The organism is Psychroserpens sp. (genome assembly GCF_036960315.1).
Classification (GTDB): Bacteria; Bacteroidota; Bacteroidia; order Flavobacteriales; family Flavobacteriaceae; genus Psychroserpens.
Genome location: NZ_JBALVR010000009.1, coordinates 131,679 through 153,517, shown reverse-complemented (window position 1 = coordinate 153,517; position 21,839 = coordinate 131,679). Strand labels below are relative to the sequence as shown.

The window sequence follows — 21,839 nt, the reverse complement described above, 5'->3', positions numbered from 1 at the left end:
CTGAAGTATAAAAGCAAGAAATTAATTAATAGAAGCGCAACAATTAATGTTAACAAAATCATACTGTGATTATTGAGATAGAAAAATATGAATATTCACTAATTTGAAAAACCCCGTCATAGTTACTTCTGTAGTCATAGATTTGTAATTGTATAACTTTAAGATTTCTACTGTTCTGGTTTAAATACGATTTCAAAAGAGGCTGAATTGTTAGTCAATTCAGAAGCAAATTTCTGAATGTCCTTAGGGGTTATTGAATTCACAATATCTTCATAATTTTCAGGAGAATTCATGTTGTATCCTTTAAGAAAATAGTTGATTAAAAGACTCATATCATAAGAATTAAATTCTTTACTTTCTTTACGATTTTTTAAATAATTAGTGATGGTTTTGTCAATATCTTCCTGAGGTATCTCGCCTTTTTTAATCTTCTCTATTTCCTTATAAACAATTGGAATTAAATTCTCTACTTTTTTAGCATCACAATCGAAAGTAACACTCAGGACTCCTTTATTTACGGGCTTCTCGTTTATAGATGCATTTACACTAGCTCCATAGGTCCCACCTTCTTCTTCTCTTAAACTGGATGTATATCTTAATTTCAAAATATCGGCTAATGCTTTTGCTAAAATTGTATTCTTCAAACTATATGGCATCTCATTTACAAATTTTACGATAACCGTGCTTTTAGGAGTTTCCATTTTAACATGGATATCTTGATCAATTTTATCTGCAATCCAGTTCACTGTATTATCTTTCCAAGTTTCATTTCTAACTATATCAGGAATACTTGCAATGTATTTTTCCAACAGGGGCCTTAAGACATTAACCTTTACGTCTCCAACAATAAAAAATTCAAAGTCAGAAATGTCATTAAAACGATCTTTGTAGATATCTTTCATTTTATCAAAAGAAAGGTCATTTAAAAATGACTGGGTCATTAAGCGCCTTTTTGGATTTTGGTCTCCATAAACTTCAGTAATAAACTTATCTTGCATTATAGCATTGATGTTTTTACTTCTTTTTTCTAGATTATTTTGAAGGTCAATAAATAGTTTATCATACATTTTTTTATCGAAACGAGGGTGTGTGAATTTCAAATACACCATTTGGAGCATTGTTTCAATATCTTTTGTTACACTACTACCTTTTATTACTTCTGACAAACCATTTATTCTCATCGAAACGTTGGCTGTTTTTCCTGTATTAATTTTTCTTAAGTCAGTAGATGTAAACTCACTTATTCCTGACCTACTAGCCAAGCTAGTTGCATAACCTGCCGAAGGCAAATCTTTATCTGATAATATTGAAGTGCCTCCATAACTAATGGCATTCAGTGCTACCATGTTTTTATTTTTATTTGCATATTTATAATGCACTTTTACTCCATTGCTCAAGGTAAAAGTAGAACTTTCAAGAACCTTATTAGTCTCTTCAGACACAATGATTCCAGGCAAAATAGTTATATTAGACATTAAGGACTTTCCATCAAAACTATCGACGTAAGGGCTCAAATTTGGGTCATTTTCCGCTTTATTTATTATTTCTAAGGTTGCATCTCTTGTCAAATTTTCTTCACCCTCTACTCCAGTAACTAAAATGGTTCGGTTTTCAACGGTATATAAATCATTTAAAATTTCCTGAAGCAGTCTCGAATCTATCTCAGCAAAAATTATTTTGGCTAATTCAAACTCTTTTACTGGATCTGTCATGTGCTTGTTTTCCAAATAATTTGCCTTCACTACTTTAATGATTTCCCCATGTCTAATCTCTTCCAGTCTTTTTATGAGATTTTCATAAGATGAAGTATATTGAGTAATGGCCCTATTGATTTCTCCTTTAGAAAACCCAAACTTTTTTGCTCTGATAATTTCTTGTAATACAATTTTAAATGCTTCAGATTGCTTATTTGGTTTTGGGCTAACGACTACCCTAAAAACATTAGTCAATCTTGCCAATTTGGAATATCTTATACCACCATTATTAAATGGAGAATTCGAATCTTGAGTAAGTTCATGAATTCGAGAATTGACAATGCTTGTTGTGATTCCTGTTAATAATGACTTTCTTAAATCAGCTACTTTTTCGTCTTCCAATGAATTTGGATGTTTAATCGTAAAATCTATTTTTGAGTAAGGGACTTCTTTATCCATACTCAATTTGAATAAAGGGGTTTTGTTGTTCGGTACTTCAACTGTAAAACGTTCTCTTCTATTTATTTTCTCAATTGCAGGAATATCGGTAAACTTTGCTATTATTTTTTGTTCAATTTCATCAACATCCACATCTCCAACTATAGCTATAGCTTGTAAATCTGTCCTGTACCAATCATGGTAAAAATCTTTCAATGCTTTGTACTTAAAATTATCAACTACATCCATCTGTCCAATTGGCATTCTAGTGGCATATTTGGCATTGTTGTATTTAGTTGAATTAGATTCCATAAAGATTCTCATTCCACCATTTTGACGTGTTCTCCACTCTTCTTTAACCACTCCTCTTTCTGAGTCAATTTCATCATTCGATAGTGAAAGATAGTTTGACCAATCATGCAAGACCAATAAGCAAGTATCAATTAAGCCATCAACATTGGTAGGTATATTGTCTAAATTGTAAACAGTTTCATCAAAACTTGTATATGCGTTGATGTTTTTACCGAAAATAGCTCCGTGTTTTTCAAGTGTATTTAAAATGCTCTTTCCTGGAAAGTTCTTAGTCCCATTAAATGCCATATGCTCCAAAAAATGCGCCAAGCCTTGCTGGTCTTCATTCTCTAAAATTGAACCTACATTTTGTATAATATAATAACTTGCAGCATCTTTGATTACATCTGTTTTATAAATATAGTAAGTAATGCCGTTTTTCAAAACCCCTTTTCTAATACTGTTGTCTTGTGGTAAAGGCGTGTTTAACTCTAAAGTTTGAGCATTAGCTTTAACACATATAGCGAGAAGGCATACAAGTAATAAGATATTTTTCATTTTATGTTGTTTATATTTAATATAGGGCTGGTTTTAAAATATAATCCCTAATAAAGATTAAAAAAAAAGCCTCGAATAACGAGGCTTTCAATTTAGTATTTTGAATGTTTAATTTAAAAACCCTTCAAAAAAATTGCTATTAAAATAATAGGGATATATTATTTAATAATAATCTTTTTTGTTACTGTGCTTAATTCAGTTTCAACTTTGAATAAGTATAAGCCACTATTTAAATCTAAGTTAATTTTCTCAGAATTAATAGTACCTTGTTTTACTGTTTTTCCAGTAATATCATAAATAGCATAACTTGCATTCATTAAATTATTTGAAACTAGAATATAATCAGTAGCTGGATTTGGATATACACTAACAATTTCTAATTGATTCTCGCCTACAGATAAGGAAGCTGGATCAAATTTATAAAGCTCGTTACCTGTTGTTCCATTATCTCCTTCAAAATATAAAACGTTACTTAATACTGCTAAATCATCTATATCTTTAATTGAGCTATCTAGTCTAGTAGATGTTGTTCCATCAGTTCTAAATAAATATTGTACCGTCTCATCCGAAACTTCACCAGCATAATAAAGAAAACCATCTAATTCAGCATAATCTGAAGGGTCATGGTTATTACCTCCGGTAGCAACGCTTCCTGTTATGTTACTCACATTAGTTATAGTATCTCCTAAAGGGTCGTATGACCACAATTGGTCATTAGAAGTACCGTTATCACCTTCAAATAAGACTTTTCCATTAAATGCAACTAAATTCCCTACTCCACCAAGAGATACTGCTGCTGCTACCGCTACAGTTCCAACTTCAGTTCCATCTGTTTTCCAAAGTGCTCCTAAAGCTTCAAAGTATAATTCACTACCCATAACAGTAAAGTTACTAATACCTGAATTCGCATCATCACCTGTAATATCTTTTATAAGCGTGAAAACATCTGTTGTAGGTTCATAACTATAAAGCTCATTACCGATGGTAACATCGTCGGTTGAATAGTTCATATAACAAAATATCTTGCCATTGAAAACCGTCAATACTGCACCACTTAGGTTTTCAGCACCAGCGCCTGCGTCTGTTACATTAACTTGGGTTGTTCCATCAAATTCCCATAAGCCATTAGAATCTGTTGTATTTACATAATATATTAACCCATTTAATTCAATAGGGTTAAAAACAAAGCCACCACCTGTAGATGTTGTTCCAACTGCTGTTCCATCTGTGGAATGTAATACATTTCCAGCGCCAGTATTTGCTGAGAAATATAGTGTGCTGTTATATTCAAAAAAGAAAGAAGGTGAGGACGAAGCCGATCCTGTTCTTAAATCCTTAACAAAAGTGGTTCCTCCACCAGTACCATCTGTAATCCAAAGTTCTTTCCCTAGATCTGCGCCTCCAGGTGTATTAGAGCCATTGGAATCATCGGCACCAAAGTAAATTATTCCACCAAACTCTGTAAGATTCGCGGGTAAGGAACTTGAGGTTCCATTGTCGTTAATTTCTTTGACAAGGGTCACTTGAGCATTCATCGCAAAAGCGCTTATTAATGCTGTTAAAATTAGTAATTGTGTTTTCATAATTCTTAGTTTTAAAAATGTTAGTGATTTATTTTGGTAATTCTGGTAATAATATGCGTCGGTTTGCTGTACTCAAGGTTTCTATAAACGCCAGTATAGCGGCTATTTCTGGTTTATCTAAATGTAATTTTCTTGATAAAGGCGAAGGGTCTGGAATTAAAGAATCACGGGCTGTTCCTAAATACTTTTTCTGTATAACAACTGGGTTCCCTAAGTTATAAAACTCTACAATATCTAAAAGAGAAGGGAAGTGTCCATTATGCATCCAGGGCCCTGTTCTAGATACTTCTCTAATTGTGGGTGTTCTAAATTTTCCAATGTCTTCCATGTTTTTAGTAACATTGTAACGTCCAAAGTCTTCATTTTTGGATCCAAATAAGGTTTGGCCATCATTATGAAATTGGTTATCGCTAAAGTAGGGAGTATTATGACAATTAATACATTGTGCTTTGGTTCTAAACAAGTGTAATCCCAATACTTCTTGGTCGTTAAATTTGTCTGCTTTCCCACTGATGAATTTGTCAAATTTACTCTTAGGACTTTTTAATGTTCTTTCGAATGTTGCAATGGCATATTGAATACGTTTTAAAGAAATAGAATCGTTCCCAAATGCCTTTTCGAATAACGGTTTATAGCCCTCAATAGTTGCAATTTTATCTACTGCAATAGTTAAGTTTTCATTCATTTCTAAAGGGTCTCCAATAGGGAATTGCGCTTGATCTTCTAAACTGGAAGCACGGCCATCCCAAAATAAAGTATGGGCATAACCTGAATTTACAATGGTCATAGAATTACGACCACCTGTTTGACGGTCATGTCCAAAACTACGAGTCAAATTATCGGTCCATCCTAATTCTGGGTTATGGCATGATGCACACGCTATTTGTCCGCTAACTGAAAGTCTTGGGTCAAAGAACAACGTTTTTCCTAGTTTTGCTTTTTCTTTAGAATAGGCATTGTCTTCAGGATAGGTCATTGCTGGAAGTACACCAATATCTTCAAATGTACTTTTATCAATAAGGCTGTCTAATGTGGGTTCCGGCCATGTTGACGCATCTCCACTTGAATAGACCTGTCTTAAATTTTCAATACTTATGTACGCATCTTGTTTATCATTTTTACAAGACAAAAGGCATGATAGAACCGCTAATGGCACTAGGTGTTTGATTTTCATAGATATTATAATTCGATTTCAGTTATACAAGTATTAGTTGTTAAAGGTTCTGGTTCTGTATATGAGTTATTGCTGTATATTTTATATTCAGAGGTAACGGTGCCACCAAAAAGTGCATCATTGGTTAATTCTAATGCTATTGAAATCTCAAATAATCCAGCACTTATTTCCAGATAGGTTCCTTCGCCGGATATGGCAATGTTATAACTGTTTCCATTACTACTGGCAATGGTTAAGAATTGAGGAATAATGACCGCGATTCCGTTTGTGGTACTATTACCATTTTCAGGAAAAAACTCAATAGCAGAGGGAATATTAAAACCGGGTGAGTTGACCGAAGAGCCTGATTCGTTAGAAAAATACCTTTTTAAATCGAATGAATTTGTTGTAGCTGTCGGATTGGTAAAAGCATTAAAACCAATTTTAAATGCATGGTGATAGATATCATCTAAAGGATCTGAGGTTCCCATATCATCATAAAGTATAGCATTTTCATCATCGGCACTTACAACAACAGGGTAGGTAAAGGCAAAATATGCCTGCCAAGTACAAATGCCATCGTTATTAAAATCACTCCAATGTTCACCATAAGTTCTGTGAAATTGATCGGAAAGATCGTGAAAATTAAAAGCGGTATTTGTTGCCAATTCTCTAATCGTATTAATAGGCTTTACAAGTTGTAAAATAGTGTTTCCGGTGGCCGTATATGCATCGGTGTCTAATAAGGAAATAATTGTTTGATAAAGTACATCATCATTTTGAATGTCTTCATCTAATGTGATTTTATAGTTTATAGAGTTTTCATCGCTATCAAGATCATTTCGTGTGAGTGTATAATCAAAACCGTTTAAGAATTCAAAAATAGCATCATCATTTATTTCTTCAGGGAAGAATCCTAGAGGGAAATTAACCTTGAATTCAATTTCTTCACCTTGTTCACCAGTGATTTCTATTCTATTTGTTTCAAAAGTATATTGAAGTGAAGGTTCTAGAAAATCTATAAGTAATTCATCATTGGAATCTAGGTCATTTTGTATACCGATGGCAATATTAGGATCACTTACACTAATGAGTTTTAGTTTAAGTTGTTGTATTTGTGAAAAATCCCAACGACTATTTATCTTAACAGAAATGGTATCTATCAGTTTTTCTGGAGTAAAACTAAGGGTTTCTAGAGGCGAAATATCTAAATCAATATCTCCAATTAAACTGGTTTCAAAAGTGGCCGTCGTGTTTCCATCCAAAGAAGCCGATGTAATTGCTACAGGTATTTTAAGCGTTTTTACATCGTGTTTATCGTAAGCAGAAACGGCAACGAGTCCACCGCTTATTTCAGGAAATTCCAAGACTTCGTTATTGGAATCTACCAATAGAAAAAATCGTATAAATTGGCCTTCATTATTGCTGAAGAGTTTGCTATCGTCGTTATTACTGCACGATATTATTAAGAATAAACAGATAAGTGTTAATAGTTTAGTAGCCTTCATTTTGTTGTATGTTTTCGTTTAAATCTGTACTGCTTGCTGGTATTGGTAAAACAAAGAAATTTGACGGGTAACTAAGGTTACAAGTATTGGCTATACATCCCAAATCTCTATTAATATCTTTATTATATCGTACAATGTCAAATAATAAGTGTCCTTCAAAAGCGAGTTCTCTTCGGCGTTCTAAAAAGATACTTTCTAATACATTTGCAGTCATGTCTAAAGGCTGCAAATTAGAGCGTTCCCTAATGGTATTTAAATCTGTTAGCGCGCTGCCCATATTTGATAATCGGGCATTGGCTTCTGCACGGATTAAATACATTTCAGAAAGACGAATAAAGCTTGTACCTGCATCTCCTTGGAATTTTTTAGTAAAATAATAAGGCAAGTCCATTTCAATGCTATTAGTAATTGTTGGTAGATTAACTTCTAAAAACATGTTAGTTCTGATATCACCGGGCTCATAAAGATTTAATAAATCCCCAGATGCCACATATTTAGCATAACTGCTTAGTGAGTTATAAATAAAATGAGCAGAGATACTCGAAGACACATCGCCCTCTGATGTTCTTGGTGCTGAAAATTCTAATAGTATTTCGCTAATAGGTGCTTCATCCAATTCCCACTCATCTATATAATTTTCTTTAGAGGTCAGTGCAATTCCTGAAGTCGTTATTACCGAATTTGCAGCGATAAATGCTTGTTCCCAATCGTTCATTTGTAACGCCATTCTAGCATAGAGTGCCTGTGTGGTATTGGTGTTAAAATACGAATGGCTTGGGCCTGCTAGTGCCTGTGTGTTTGTGTATAAGTCTAAGGCTGTATTTATATCGGAGGTTATAAAATCATACGTTTCTTTAAGGGTTGACCTTGAAGGAAAATCAACTCCCGCTGTTAATGTTCTGGTATTATAAACAACACCTAAATGAGAGGCATTTGATGTGAAATTGTAAGGTTGTGCATAATGGATGGCTACCTGATAATGAGCAAAGGCCCTAATGGTTAGAAGTTCTGCTTGTAATTGATCTTGTTCATTTTCGGTGAAGAATGAAAAGCCATCAAAATTTGACAAAATAACGTTTGCTTGATTTATAATTTCATATAAGCTCTTGTAATAGCCTGCATAATCAGACTCATCTTCCCGATCAGAAAACTCATAACTATTTTCAATAGAACTTGGTGTTTCAATGAGCTTATCATTAGTGGCAGGGGTAAACGTCATATTGCCACCTTGTACATCGGCATAAATAACCTCTCTGGAAGAAAACAAAGCTTCGATATCTCTGTATATACCATTAAGAGCCAATAGAACACCATCTTTAGAGGCGAGTTGCTCGGTTATAGATATCTGTCGGTCAGGTTCCTGATCTAAAAAATCGCTGCATGTGTAGAATGTCATGCATAATAGTGATACTAGATATATTGTTGTTCTTTTCATAGCTTAAAATGTCGTGTTAATCCCAAGTGTAAATGTGCGCATTTGAGGGTATTGGTTTCTAAATTCGGCAACTCCGTTTTTCCCCTTAGGACTCTTGTCTTTAAACCAGTAATGTAAATTAGATCCGTTTAGGACAAAACTTAACGATTTTAAGGGTAGTTTATATTTGTTTACCGGAAGGTTATAAATTAAGCTAACCGACTTCAATTTAATATGTGAGGTGTCAAAAAGGTATTTACTGGAATTTGAAATAATTCGATTGCTATTTGCTATCACGGGGTGTATGGCATTATCACCTGCATTAAACCAGGCATCTTCAAAAACATTTACGCTTATATTTCTATTCGATAAAACACGGTAGTTATCATAAAGTGTACGGTCAACCAAAAAATCTGCTCCATAGGTATATGACATAATGATATTTAGATTAAAATCTTTATAGGAAATAGTATTTCGCATACCGCCATAAAAGTCGGGTTGTGAGTCACCTATAGGTGTCCAATCTGAATTATCAAATTGACTGGCAACAGTAGCGGAATCGTAGATTTGACCATCGATATTAAATAATTCACGTCCTGTAGCCGGGTCGATACCTATAAAATCATAACCCCAAAGTGCTGAAGTAGGATAACCAATAGTTTGAGAACGTGCCGACTCAGCACTTGAAAAATCTGAGCCTAAGCCCGTCAACGCTGTAACTTTGTTTTTAATTTTAGTGAAATTAAAACTGGTCTTCCATGAAAAATCTTCGTTTTTAAACCATTGTGATTGTAAACTAAACTCTACACCTTGGTTGTACATTTCTGCACCATTGATTTGTGCCGTACCAAAACCCGATTCTATAATAACATCTCTAGTTACAATTTGGTCTATAATCTCGTCTCTAAAAAAATCTGTAGTGAATTTAAATTTATTAAGAAAATTAAAATCTATCCCTACATTAAATTTCTTGTTGGTTTCCCAGCCTAAATTAGGGTTAGGAGCGGATGATAAATTGCCGTAATTTAATCCATTATACCCTGTTCCAGTATCACTTACTGTATATAATCCTAATGCACGGTAAGACCCAATTCTAGAGTTTCCTGTAGTACCATAACTAGTTCTTAAGCTTAAAAAGTCTACAAAATCACTATATTCTAAAAAAGACTCATTACTAATTTTCCAACTTGCTCCAATACCTCCATTAAAAGCGGTATCATTATCTGACCCAAAAGCAGAACTTTGGTCTATTCTAAAGTTTACTAATAAAAAATATTTTTTTGCAAAGTTATAATTTACCTGTGAAAAGAAGGATCTTCCAGTAGTTTCGGAACTATCACTTTCATAGTCTTGTTTTTCGGCAGTTTCAACAGGTTGAGGTATTGTGAAATTTGCAAAGCCATTACCTTTAGCATACGAGAAATCTACTTTTTCTTGACGTGTTTCAATACCAACCAAAGCATCAAAGGAATGATTTTCTGAAAATGTGTTATAATACAGGGAGGCATTCCAATTCCAACGTTGGGTGTCGCGGTCTCTTAAAAATCGTCTACCAAGTGTGCCGTCATTAAAATTACCAGAACCATTTAAACCAGAAAAGAACTTGTCTTCATCTTTATTAGAAAAATCCATTCCAAAAAGCGTTGAAAATTTTAAATTTTCTAAAATGTAATACTCTAGATTAATACTTCCTAAAACGGCAAAGGTTTCAGATTCTGATTTGTTTTGAGTGGCTACTGCCAATGGATTTCCGAAAGTATTAAAGAACGTGAAATCGCCATTTTCGTCATAAGGCGATATATTAGGAGGTAAAGCAAAAGCATATAGTTTGTTAGGATCGTTTTTTAATGCAATAGAAGGGGAAAAACGGAGACTTGCTTTAAGTTTATCGCCTCTATAATCTAAAGATAGAGATGAATTTAATTTTTCATAGGTGTTTTCTTTCTGTGCTTCGTCTGTAGATTGATAACTAATATTTGCTCTATATCCCCAATGTCCTGAACCACCAGAGGCCCCGAAATTATACCTATTAAATTGTCCCATTTCATTTAAAAGGTCAAACCAATCTGTATTAACACCATTCCAGTTTTGTACACTTCCTAAATTGCCATTATTAGTGTTGTATTCGTTTAAGACGGTTTGATATTGTTCGCCATTTAAGTATTTTAGACCGCTAAAAGATGTAGTTACACCAGTAGTAATAGATGCTTTATATCTAATAGGGCCTTTTTTTCCTGATTTGGTGGTGATAATAATAACGCCATTGGCTGCATCGGCACCATAAAGACCAACCGCTGCGGCATCTTTTAAAATATTAAAGCTTTCAATATCTTCTATACCAACTCGAGCTAACGGATTTAATATATTTTCTGAAAGATTTCCTTCTCCAACATCAAAAAAATTGTTACCATCTAAGCCTGTCTCTTCAGATAAAATAATGCCATCCACAATAATTAAGGGTTGTGTAGAAGTGCCGACCCCAGAGAGTGGTGTTAAAGAGCCTTGACCTCTAATATTTATTTTTACGGGTTCTCCAAGTTGCGGATTAGTTTCTATTAATACTCCTGAGATTTGGCCCTCTAATAATTCGTCAAAGGTTGTAACGGCTTGCTCTATTGCTATATCTTTAGGATTTACAGAGACAATGCTTCCAACTACTTCTTCTTTTAATTTCTTTGTGCCATAAGATGAATTAATAACTACTTCTTTTAATGCGGAAATGTCTTCTTCTAAAAATATTTCAAAACTGGATTTTGTTCCGACTTCAACATCAAGGGTTTTGTATCCCAAAAAAGATATTGCCAACGTGATTTTATTAATGTCTGGACCTTTCAATAAATAAACAAATACGCCATCAAAATCAGTAATAGCACCTGCTGATGTGCCTTTTACTAAAATAGTTGCTCCAGCGAGAGGAAAATTATCTACAGCGCTAAATACGAATCCTTTAATAAGTCGCTGCTGAGTTTGAGGAGCGGCATTTGTGGTTTTAGGAAGGCGTTTAGTGAGTAACACTTGATCATTTTTTATTACATAAGAAATGTTTGTTCCTTTTAATAACAAGTCAAATGTATTCTCCAATGTACCGTTGTTAATATTAATACTAACTTTTTTAGAATCATCGATTTTCGATGCATTATATACAATGCTATAAGTTGTTTGTTGTTCTATAGATTTAAGGACAAGGTTTAATGGTTGATTGTTAAAATTTAGTGTAATGGCTTTTGCCTGTGTAAATCCTATTAAACTACAAAGAAGTATAGATACAAATAGGAAAGCTTTTTTAAATTTTGGATGATCAATAAGCGTCATATGTTTTTAAGAGTTTTCTCTATTAATTAGAATTGGTTATTTTAATGGTGTTTTTGTGTTTTGAATACTTAAGTGGTGTATCTAATTTAAGTATGTCTAATATATTGTCTATGCTAGATTCTTTTACTTTTATAGTTCCTGTAAACTTTTGATTTGCTAAAGAATCATTATTATTAATGATCTTCACGTTATAAGAACGTTCTAGTTTTTTAGAAATAGCAGAAAATGTAGCATCTTTAAAAACAAGTTCTCCGTATAACCAGGCTGTATAAGCGCCTGCATCAACATTTTCTATGTCGAAACTTTTTGTTTTTTCATTCCATGTTGCTTTATAATTTGGAGCTAATAACGTATTACTTGATTTAGTTGATTTTTCTGAAATACTTACTAAACCTTCCACCAATACAGTATGCATGTTTTCATCTTCTGGATAGGCAGTAATATTAAATTTAGTTCCTAGAACTTCTACAGCCACGTTATTAGAATGCACTACAAAAGGACGTTTTTCGTCTTTTGTCACTTCAAAATAGGCTTCTCCAGTTAAGTATACATTTCTTTTAGTTTCGTTTCCAAATTGTTCTGGGTATTTAAGAGTTGTTCCAGAATTAAGATGAACAATACTACCATCTGATAGGGTTACTTTAAAGGTTTTACCCAAAGGAATTTTAAGAGTGTGAATTTCAGTAACTCTTTTAGTAGAACTAGCTTTATAGACAATTTCATTGTTATGCTGTTCTGCAATAATATCGCCTTTAATGTCTAAAAGGTTTTTTTCTTGTTCTTCGTTAATGTAATTAATGTTTCCGTTACTCGACTCCAAAACCACCTTATCATTATTAGTAATTTTATTAGGATTGTAAATTAGAGATATAGTCTTCCCGAACCCAATAAGAACAACTATAACCGCAGCATATTTCCATAACTTAGAACGCTTCTTTTGTTTAACTTTCGATAATTCTATTTCAATATTCTTCCAAGCTGAACGTTTAGCACTTTCGTCTGTTGCTGAGATTGCCCAGGTTTTTTTTAAAGCAATAAATTGATCTTTGTTTTCTTTGGAGTCTTCAATCCATTCAAAAATCGAAGCAACTTCATCTTCAGAAGCTTCATTATTTAGGTATTTATATATTAAGTCTAACATTTTATTTAATCAAAATTAATAAGTTGAATTTGTGGTTATAGTTTGATTTTGAGAGGATTTATACGTCCGAACTAATAGACTGATGATTACACTAATTATAATTATGTTTTTAACTATGTATTGACCTAATAGTGTTAGCGAAAAAGGTAAGTCATTAAAGGTTAGCTCTGGAAAAACAAAAAAAGGAGTAAACGTCAATGAAATATGGGCCAATGCGAAAAACAGTGCTAATTGCTGGTAATAATTAATGATAAGCAGTAGGCCAATACACGTTTCCCAAAAGGCTAATAAAGTTAAAGACCAGTTAGACGAAATAGTCTCAAGAAATAGTATACTTATGGTGTCCTTAGCAATGTCCTCGGCAGGACTCAAATGTGGATAAAATTTCAATAACCCAAACCATAAGTAAACAATTCCTAAAGAAATCGCCATAATGTTATTTCTATTTAGTCGCCTAGATAATAAAATAGAAGTTTTTGTCATACTTTGAGATTACTTAAAAAGAACAGCAAAATTTAGCAGCCCTTTAAGTAAGTACAATTCAAAATGGAAATACCCTATGTGATTATGTGTCTTTTTAAAATTAATACAAATAAATATTAATTAATATTGAAGGAAGATAGAGAGAAAGCTTATTTTTTAAAACCTTTAAAGCTGTAGTCATATGCGCTTCAACTGTTTTTATGCTAATTCCCATTTCTTTGGCGATGTCTTTATTTTTTTTATTTTCAAAACGTTTTTTAATAAAAATTTGCTTTGTTGTATCAGGGAGTTCTTCAATGGTTTTATCAATTAAATTTTCTAACTCGGTAAATTCCAGAGAATCAAATTTCATTTCTTTTAAAACTTGAATGTTTAAAAGTTTCTCTTTTTTGTTTAATGTATCGTTTGTGTATTTGTCTTTAACTTTTTTATGTTTTAAGACGTTAAGGCATTTTGATTTGGCATAGGTGTATAAAAACGACTTGATACCATTGATAGTTGAAATTTTTTCTTTATTTAGCCAAAGATTAATGAATGCTTCTTGGGTAACGCCAGTGGCTTCTTCTTTGTCATTAAGGAATTGAATGCAAAAACCTAATATATGTTTATAATAAGCATTAAAAAAAAACTCAAAGGCAAGTTCTTTTCCTTTTTTAAAGTTATTAAAAAAAACTAACTCAGTTTTTACGATTTTGCTCATTTAGAATTGTGCTGAATACTTTAACTTCTGAAGCAAACAAGTTTTTATCCACAAACAAATCTATATGTTACGGTTCCCTTAGCCAAATTAAAAGAGATTATATTGCTTAATTACAAAGAAAACCTCTTAATATACTAAATTGCTTCATGTTTTTATGAGAAAATACACACGCAATTATTACAAAAGTAATTAAAAGACCATTAAGAGATTGTGGGCAAGACATAAGATGAATTATAGCCATTTTATGTTTACAATCTCTAATTTTAGATACCCAATCCGAAAGAACAACGGGAAGATTATATAAATGAATAGATTGAATAATTTCAATTGGTGCTCAAACCTTTATACATCGATACTGCTCCATATTACTCTTCTCAATCAACCAAAAACTCCGTATTACTCCACAACAATCCATATTGCTATACAACATATAGGCACAAGTGGGGCCACTTTAAATACTTACAAAGTATTAATATGACACAAACACTCATCAAGATAGTTCGACTTTTGCCTCGTTGACTCCACAATTAACCCTTGTATTTACAGTAAATACAAGGGTTTTGTTTTTTAGTAGATATTTCCGTTGATATTTTTACTATTAAAATCGTTAAATTATGACAGCATAATTAACGACGAAGGAAATCTATATTAAAGCAAGTTTAAAAGAGCTACCAATAGATTAGCATATCGCTTTATTCGCCATTAGTATCTTTCCGCGGAATCGAAATATTTAATCTGTTGGTTTAGGGTTTTTTAATGAAATGTCTAATGTTTCGAGTTCTAATTTATTTACAAAAAAGCACAAAATAACACCGGTGATAATTATAAAAAGAACATAATATAGTTCCCAATCGAACCCTGCAAGATGAGGAAATATAAATTCGATGATCTCATCTCCACTGTTACTGGTTGCATGAAGGAATATAACAACCCATAAACTTTTAGTTTTTAAGAAAACGTACGTAAAAATAACACTCCAGGCCAAAACTGCCAATGTTAATACCGCGACTATTACAAAACCTTGTGAAATCCAAATAGGATAATGCCAAAGTGCCCAAAACACACCTATGATTAATGCTGCCTTCAAAGGCTTTATATGCTGTAAAAGTAAGGGAAGCAGATAACCTCGTAATCCAATTTCTTCTCCAAGACCACCTCTAAAAAACATATAAAATAAAATACCACTTGAAGATGAAAATCCAATAGTATAAATCCATTCTTGTAAAGAATTATCGTGGTTTAAGCTGAGAGACTCTGTTGGAACACTTAACAATGCAGACAATAAATAGGCCACTAAAGGCAGCAAGCCAATCCATAAAAACTTCAAGCTTTTAACACTATAAAAATAGGATAGGATTCTTCTAAAACTAACACGGTCTTTAGTTAAGACAAGCATAATAATACCACTTATGGTAAAACCAAATTTAATTAGATATCCAATAAATGTTCCTTCTGAAGATCCATATAAAAAGTACAATGACCATGAAATAAAGTAAGCTATGAAAAAGAATAATACGGTTTTTTTAATCATTATTTTAATTGGTTTGAGCGTTACTAAAGTTCAATTATTTTGAATAATCCTTACTCCTTACTTAACCATAAATATGTATAAATCATTTAACAACAACGTTGGCTGTGTAGATATTTCCATTTTGGGCTATTTTAATACTTTCGAGATTCAACTTTATATGAATTCGTCCATTAAATTCATCATACATAATAATATCGTTAACATTTTTTTCAAAACAGTCAACACATCTAAAAACTTAATAGAAGCAGAGGAAATACCTGCGCCAAAAGCCATAATTGAAATCTCTCTGAAAAAATTGTAAGTACTCCGATTATCCTTAGAACCGATATCAGGCTCATAAAACCAATCAAAAAGTAAAAAATCATTTAGTTACTAAAGATAATTATTTAACCTTTAGTAACCAAATACCATTGAGCGCCCAACATCGCTATTATCAATATTTTCAACTTAATTGATTTGTTTTGCATACAATACGTTTATTTATGTAGCGCTAACTTTCATAATACAGAATTCAGCATTGAGTTTTTATAAATTCAATTTTTTAATGGATCATGAGCTAATCGAAAACCAACCCAAAACAACCTTTTATTTGGAGACGACCACTGTCTGTTAGAGGCTTCGGTATGTATTATCCGACCTGTAAACTGTCCTCCCCGTTGTACGTGATATATTCCTGTTTCTGGACCAATAGGATCTGTTTGATCCTTTGTGGTATAAATATTTTCCTGATACCAATCAGAACACGATTCTAATATATTGCCTTGCATATCATAAAAGCCCCATGGGTTAGGACGTTTTTGTTTTACCTCATGCGATTGTCTACCTGAATTACCACTATGCCATACAGAGAGATCGCGATCACCGTAATAGGTTCCTTTCGTGCCTGCTCTGCAGGCGTATTCCCATTCGGCTTCAGTAGGTAATCGAAATTCTCCTCCTTGTTCATTTAGTCTTTCAATAAACTTCATAATATCTATAAATGAGACCTGATCAACTGGTAAATCATTGCCCTCATGATAGCTTGGATTCCTTTTCATTACACTCTCCCACTGTACTTGTGTTAACTCTGTTTCTGCTAACCAAAATCCCTTAGTAATATTAATTTCAGACTGTTGATCCATGAGAGAATTACCCATCATAAAAGATCCAGGTTCCACCCAAATCATTTTTATCCTAACGCCTTCTGTTAGGTTAAATTCTTTTACATTTTGCACTTGGTCTACTTCGTATTTGTCTTTAGCAGGCAATACCAAACAAATTGGTATAACGAAAAATGCTACAACTTTAATAATTATGGTCGTCTTCATTTTCTACTGAATTTATTTTCTTTTATTAATCTACTAATTCTACCATGTAGGCATAGCATCAAAATCCGAATTCTTAGTTAACTGAATTTCAGTTTTATTCTTCAAATTTATCTTAAACAGCTCTTGATTGCCATTAACCATACCTGCAAACAGTATCTCGTTTCCATATTTTGACCAAGATGAAGCAGAATATGAAATCACATTTTTCGCTATTGTTTCTATAGAATCACCAGTTGGAGACATTACAATTAAATCATATCCTTTATCCTTTTCTATTTTCCTATTAACTGCAATCTGAGTGCCATCTTTTGAAAAAGCGGGTTGTGCATAAGAATGATTGGATGGAGATATTTGTGTTATTTTTTTAGTTTGCAAATTCATTGAATACAGAATTTTTTCTCTGATGTATGAATACAGAATTGATTTACCATTGGGATGATAACAGGAAACGGCTCCCCAAGTTGGTTGCTTTTCCTTTTTGAAGTTTTCAGAAATATTTTTTTCTTCATGACCATCGACCGATATGGTTAAGATTTCCCATATACCATTTCGTCTTCCGCTAAAAACAATACGTTTCCCATCTGGACTCCAATTGGCATATAATCCTTCTTTTTGAGTGATTCTAGTTTTATCACTTCCATCTATATTCATAGTCCAAATTACATATTTATCATGCCTATCAGGATCACTGTGAAAAACTATTTTTACACCATCTGGTGACAATTTAGGACTATTATGGTGCGGATAATGATTAGAACCATTGTTAGATGTTAATTTCGTCCTTGAACTTCCGTCTTCATTTATTCGTACAATGTCTCTCCCTTCAGAATTTGCTCCTGTTGTAAAATAAATATACTTGTTTTCCTGATTTTTAGTATTATAATTCCAAAAATTAGATGACATCCATGTAAACAAAAGAAAAATGAATACTGTTTTCATACGATTAGTTTATTGATCAACTCTAATTTAATATTTTGTTTTACATAAAATTTCATCAAAGCAAAATAGATTATGCATAATCAATTATTTTCTTAATCGTTCCGCTCTGTCTAAAAACCCTTTTCCAATTAGAGGTTTCATAACATGTTGTCCGTTTTTAATGATTTCTATAGTGCTTTCAACTCCCATATCCAGTAATAATTGATGACTTCGTTTTGCAGAGCCCATCCAATAGTTGTCTTTATCTCCAACAACAAACTGCACTTTCACGCCTTTTAATTGTTTTAGTTTTTCTTTATTATTTGCACTAGGGTTTCCTGCCATACCAGTGATACCCGCAAAGTATTCGGGCATCTCCATTACTAAATCAAAAATACTAGCACTATTAGCACTAAAACATACGGTATGAAATTTATCCCCTTCTACTTTATATTTAGATTTTAAATGATTTAATAGGGCTTTAATTTCATCAATGGATCCAGTAGCATTATAAATTTTATATCCGATAAGTATCCAACCTTGACTATCTTTAGTTCCTCTCCAATAAAAACTCTGATCACTAGCAGAAATGGTATCTGAAGGCCCTACCATAACAGGATAGGTTTTAGTAGAATCAAAATCTAAAGGTAAAAGAATGGTATAATTTAAACTCTTCCCGTTATAATTAAACGTATCCAAATTCTGTTGACCAAAAAGGTTTGTCACCCCAAGAGAGAATGTTATTACCAATATTATTATATATTTTATCATTATATGTTTTTTTTAGAAATAAGCATAGCATATATAAATACACTATGCCTAATTGGTTAAATTGATTGATGATACTATGTTATTATTTAATTCCAGCAATAACACCATCTAAATAACTATGCTGATTTTGTGGTGCCTTAGTTTTTGCTAATTTGTAGTATTTTAAAGCCATTTCTTTATTCCCATCCTTTAAATGAGCTTCACCTAAACTATCCATAAAACCCCAAATAAATTGATGGTCTTGATTTCTTTCTACATTTAAGGCAAATACCTCAACCGCTTTTTTAGTTTTTCCTAAGCCCAATAATTGATAACCATAATTATTTAATTGATTAGGACTACCTGTTGGAACAGCTTCATTCATGATTTTTTCGGAACCAGCAACATCTCCCTTTTTGAATAAAAGCCCAGCCTTTACCTGAAGATTACTAAACCCTTTAGAACTTGCAATAGATTTATCTGCCCATGTCATCGCTTCATCTAAGTTGATATCGTTTTGTAAGCAGAAACTAGCCGCTTGCATATGACCTCTCCATCCAAACCCAGCTACTCCTTTTAATTCATGACGAAAGTTGTCAACAACAATCTTATTAACATCATATTCAATTTTAAAAGGAATCTGTGTTTTTTCCCATTGTAATGTTGCCGTAATGCTTTTGCTTCCTCGATCTGTAAAATCATAACTCAGCCATTCCTGAAAAGGAATTGTTTCAGGTTTTACAGTAACCTTTATAGCTAAATCTATTTCATCTGGCACATTAGTTCCCCATGATTTATTATACTTTGAAAATAATAGTATTGCACTATCTTCCTTAGGCACAATATATAAACCATAAGTGCCAGCTGGAATTGTTTTTCCTTCAACTTTAGCATCGTGTGTAAATTGAATTGTTGTGTTTTCATTTGCTCCAGCTCTCCAAATTTGATCATAAGGAACAATGCCTCCAAAAACCTGACGCCCTTGTACACTTGGACTATGGTATGTAATTGTAACATCAGAAAGTCCCAATCTTTGCGTAATTACCGATTTCTGACTAACATTAGGTAAAGTAACATTTTGCGCAAAAGTTACTGTAGAAAGTAGTAGTGTAAATAACAGTACTGCCATTTTTGATTCTAGTTTTTTCATCTCTTAATTGATTTAAATTATTGAGACAAAATTAGACATGATCATCCTTAATTAAAATCAAATTGTGTTAGGCCGTTCGTTTTGTGATAACTGGTTTCTGAATGACTTAAAAACCCTTTAAAAAAGACTAAAAGACTAAATACTTAACCATTCATCACAAAGGAAACGAAACAACACATGACGCATTGTTAAAGGATACAAACCTTATAGATTTGCATAAATTTAATTGCTGTTAAAGCCTGCGGAAGTAATCTCTTTTTTTATGTTATATGCTTTACCATTATAACATAGTTTAGAATTACCAATAGAAATTTTTTCGCTTGGTGGTAATTGATAAGCCCTGAGCATTTCCTTGTTTGGATTGCCAGGGAAATTGAAACTTGACTTTAAAGCCAATGTTATACTATCTTTAGACGTATTAGATAAATACATTATGTTTCCACAAGAACTAGATTCTTCTGAAATAGACAAATATGAAACAGCATCTTGACCATACAAATCACCATGAGCATCAAACCCACCATTATTATCAACAAAAAGAGCGCGATAAATCTCAATATAAGACAACTCGCTTATATCTTTTAAATTGGTATCCGTTATATTTGACTCAATTACATTTGAATCTGTTTGATTTGAATCTGTTTTATCGTTCTTACATCCCAAAAATAAAATCGCAACAACTAAAAACAAATAATAATTATTTAATTTCATAAGGAAAAATTTAAATTTTAAATAGAAGATAAAGATATTAAATGTTAGAATTAAAACTTTAAAATAAATTACCTTCAGTTGAATTATAATGCTAAAAAAGATTCATTCATATTACTCTAATTTACCCATATCTGTCAATAAGATACTATTGGCGAGTCTATTAATTAGCCTATTTTTTATACTAAAAGCTTATACAAATCATTTAATAAATGACTATAATTATCCTTTTAGTTGGTTATTAACTACTCTAAAAATATGCATTACTTATTTACTTTGGGTTATTTTAACACCTCTGGTTTATTTTTTAACTAAAATTATTCAAAATCCAGTTTCACCTAAACTTTATACAATTTTTCAGTTTCTATTAGGCTGTATAATTCTAGCCTTGGTTCATCAACTAATCGCATCTAGATTAGATGATATTATTAATTATATAAATAGTGGGTATCTAAAATCCTTTATGGGACATAACAGTATGGTTGGTCTTGTTATTGGTAGCTTTTCAAGTTTTATAGAGCTTTTGGTTATTATCGCTGTCTTTCTTGCATTTGATTATCAAAAGAAATTCATAGCAAATCAAAAAGCATTAATTGCATCACAATTAAATGCATTACGTATGCAACTACAACCTCACTTCTTGTTTAATACCTTACATTCTATAGCAGCTATGATAGATATAGATACCAAGAATGCTCAAAAAATGCTGAGTAAATTAGGTGCTCTGCTAAGAAACTTGTTAGAATACGATGCGGAACAAATGGTTACTGTTAAAGATGAACTTCATTTCATAAAAGATTATTTAGATTTAGAACAGGTACGATATCAAGATCGAGTTACTATAACATATAGTGTTGCTGAAGAAGCTATGCTTTTAAAAATACCAAATATGATATTTCAACCATTGGTTGAAAATGCTGTTAAATATGGAATAATTCCTACCGTGGATGATGGTGAAATTAGAATAAGCATTCAATTAGAACATAACAAAATACTAAACGAAGACGCCTTAGTCCTTCAAATTTCGAATACCTTTAATAATCAAAGAAATTACATAAAACCTTTGGGTACGGGCACTGGCTTAGTAAATATTAAAAAAAGGCTTACACAGTTTTATAACAACAAATTTTTGTTTAACTCTGATTTTGAAACACCAAAACTGTATAAAGCAAAAATGATTTTACCAATTATTAAATAGCA

At 32.3% G+C, this 21,839-nt stretch carries 16 protein-coding genes; 1 reads left to right on the top strand and 15 read right to left on the bottom strand.

Annotated elements, in window-relative coordinates; genetic code table 11:
• Positions 1-167: 167 nt before the first annotated feature.
• The 15 genes from V7719_RS14935 to V7719_RS14865 form a co-directional block, all read right to left on the bottom strand.
• Entirely contained in the window at positions 168-2,981 is a 2,814-nt protein-coding gene (locus tag V7719_RS14935) for a M16 family metallopeptidase (RefSeq protein ID WP_335730738.1), read from the bottom strand.
• 158 nt (positions 2,982-3,139) lie between these two features.
• Positions 3,140-4,564, bottom strand: coding sequence for a T9SS type A sorting domain-containing protein (locus V7719_RS14930; protein WP_335730737.1), 1,425 nt, complete (start codon positions 4,562-4,564; stop codon positions 3,140-3,142).
• Positions 4,565-4,592: 28 nt separating this feature from the next.
• Positions 4,593-5,738 (bottom strand): cytochrome-c peroxidase, encoded by a 1,146-nt coding sequence (locus V7719_RS14925; protein ID WP_335730736.1) that lies wholly within the window; start codon positions 5,736-5,738, stop codon positions 4,593-4,595.
• A 5-nt stretch (positions 5,739-5,743) separates the two neighbouring features.
• Positions 5,744-7,225, bottom strand: coding sequence for a hypothetical protein (locus tag V7719_RS14920; RefSeq protein ID WP_335730735.1), 1,482 nt, complete (start codon positions 7,223-7,225; stop codon positions 5,744-5,746).
• Positions 7,212-8,660, bottom strand: coding sequence for a RagB/SusD family nutrient uptake outer membrane protein (locus V7719_RS14915; protein WP_335730734.1), 1,449 nt, complete (start codon positions 8,658-8,660; stop codon positions 7,212-7,214). Before V7719_RS14915 ends, V7719_RS14920 begins: the two co-directional genes overlap by 14 nt.
• Positions 8,661-8,663: 3 nt before the next feature.
• Positions 8,664-11,951 carry a SusC/RagA family TonB-linked outer membrane protein gene (locus tag V7719_RS14910; protein WP_335730733.1) on the bottom strand — a complete coding sequence of 1,096 codons (3,288 nt, stop codon included), beginning with the start codon at positions 11,949-11,951 and terminating at the stop codon, positions 8,664-8,666.
• 22 nt (positions 11,952-11,973) lie between these two features.
• Complete coding sequence (locus V7719_RS14905) at positions 11,974-13,092, bottom strand: FecR family protein (RefSeq protein ID WP_335730732.1); 1,119 nt, start codon at positions 13,090-13,092, stop codon at positions 11,974-11,976.
• Positions 13,093-13,107: 15 nt separating this feature from the next.
• Complete coding sequence (locus V7719_RS14900) at positions 13,108-13,575, bottom strand: doxx family protein (RefSeq protein ID WP_335730731.1); 468 nt, start codon at positions 13,573-13,575, stop codon at positions 13,108-13,110.
• A gap of 100 nt (positions 13,576-13,675) precedes the next feature.
• Entirely contained in the window at positions 13,676-14,275 is a 600-nt protein-coding gene (locus V7719_RS14895; RefSeq protein ID WP_335730730.1) for an RNA polymerase sigma-70 factor, read from the bottom strand.
• A 730-nt stretch (positions 14,276-15,005) separates the two neighbouring features.
• Positions 15,006-15,806: a CPBP family intramembrane glutamic endopeptidase gene (locus tag V7719_RS14890; RefSeq protein ID WP_335730729.1), complete on the bottom strand. Its 801-nt coding sequence runs from the start codon at positions 15,804-15,806 to the stop codon at positions 15,006-15,008.
• A 533-nt stretch (positions 15,807-16,339) separates the two neighbouring features.
• Positions 16,340-17,113 (bottom strand): formylglycine-generating enzyme family protein, encoded by a 774-nt coding sequence (locus tag V7719_RS14885; protein ID WP_335730728.1) that lies wholly within the window; start codon positions 17,111-17,113, stop codon positions 16,340-16,342.
• Positions 17,114-17,152: 39 nt separating this feature from the next.
• Positions 17,153-18,052, bottom strand: coding sequence for a hypothetical protein (locus V7719_RS14880; RefSeq protein WP_335730727.1), 900 nt, complete (start codon positions 18,050-18,052; stop codon positions 17,153-17,155).
• A gap of 84 nt (positions 18,053-18,136) precedes the next feature.
• The gene (locus V7719_RS14875) at positions 18,137-18,802 is read right to left on the bottom strand and encodes a hypothetical protein (RefSeq protein WP_335730726.1); all 666 of its coding nucleotides are present in this window, start codon (positions 18,800-18,802) and stop codon (positions 18,137-18,139) included.
• Between the two features lie 82 nt (positions 18,803-18,884).
• Positions 18,885-19,931, bottom strand: a complete 1,047-nt coding sequence (locus tag V7719_RS14870) for a DUF2911 domain-containing protein (protein WP_335730725.1) — start codon at positions 19,929-19,931, stop codon at positions 18,885-18,887.
• A gap of 222 nt (positions 19,932-20,153) precedes the next feature.
• Positions 20,154-20,642: a hypothetical protein gene (locus tag V7719_RS14865; protein ID WP_335730724.1), complete on the bottom strand. Its 489-nt coding sequence runs from the start codon at positions 20,640-20,642 to the stop codon at positions 20,154-20,156.
• Positions 20,643-20,730: 88 nt separating this feature from the next.
• On the opposite strand from V7719_RS14865, the gene V7719_RS14860 reads away from it, so the two are divergent.
• Complete coding sequence (locus V7719_RS14860) at positions 20,731-21,837, top strand: sensor histidine kinase (protein WP_335730723.1); 1,107 nt, start codon at positions 20,731-20,733, stop codon at positions 21,835-21,837.
• The last annotated feature ends 2 nt before the right edge of the window (positions 21,838-21,839 follow it).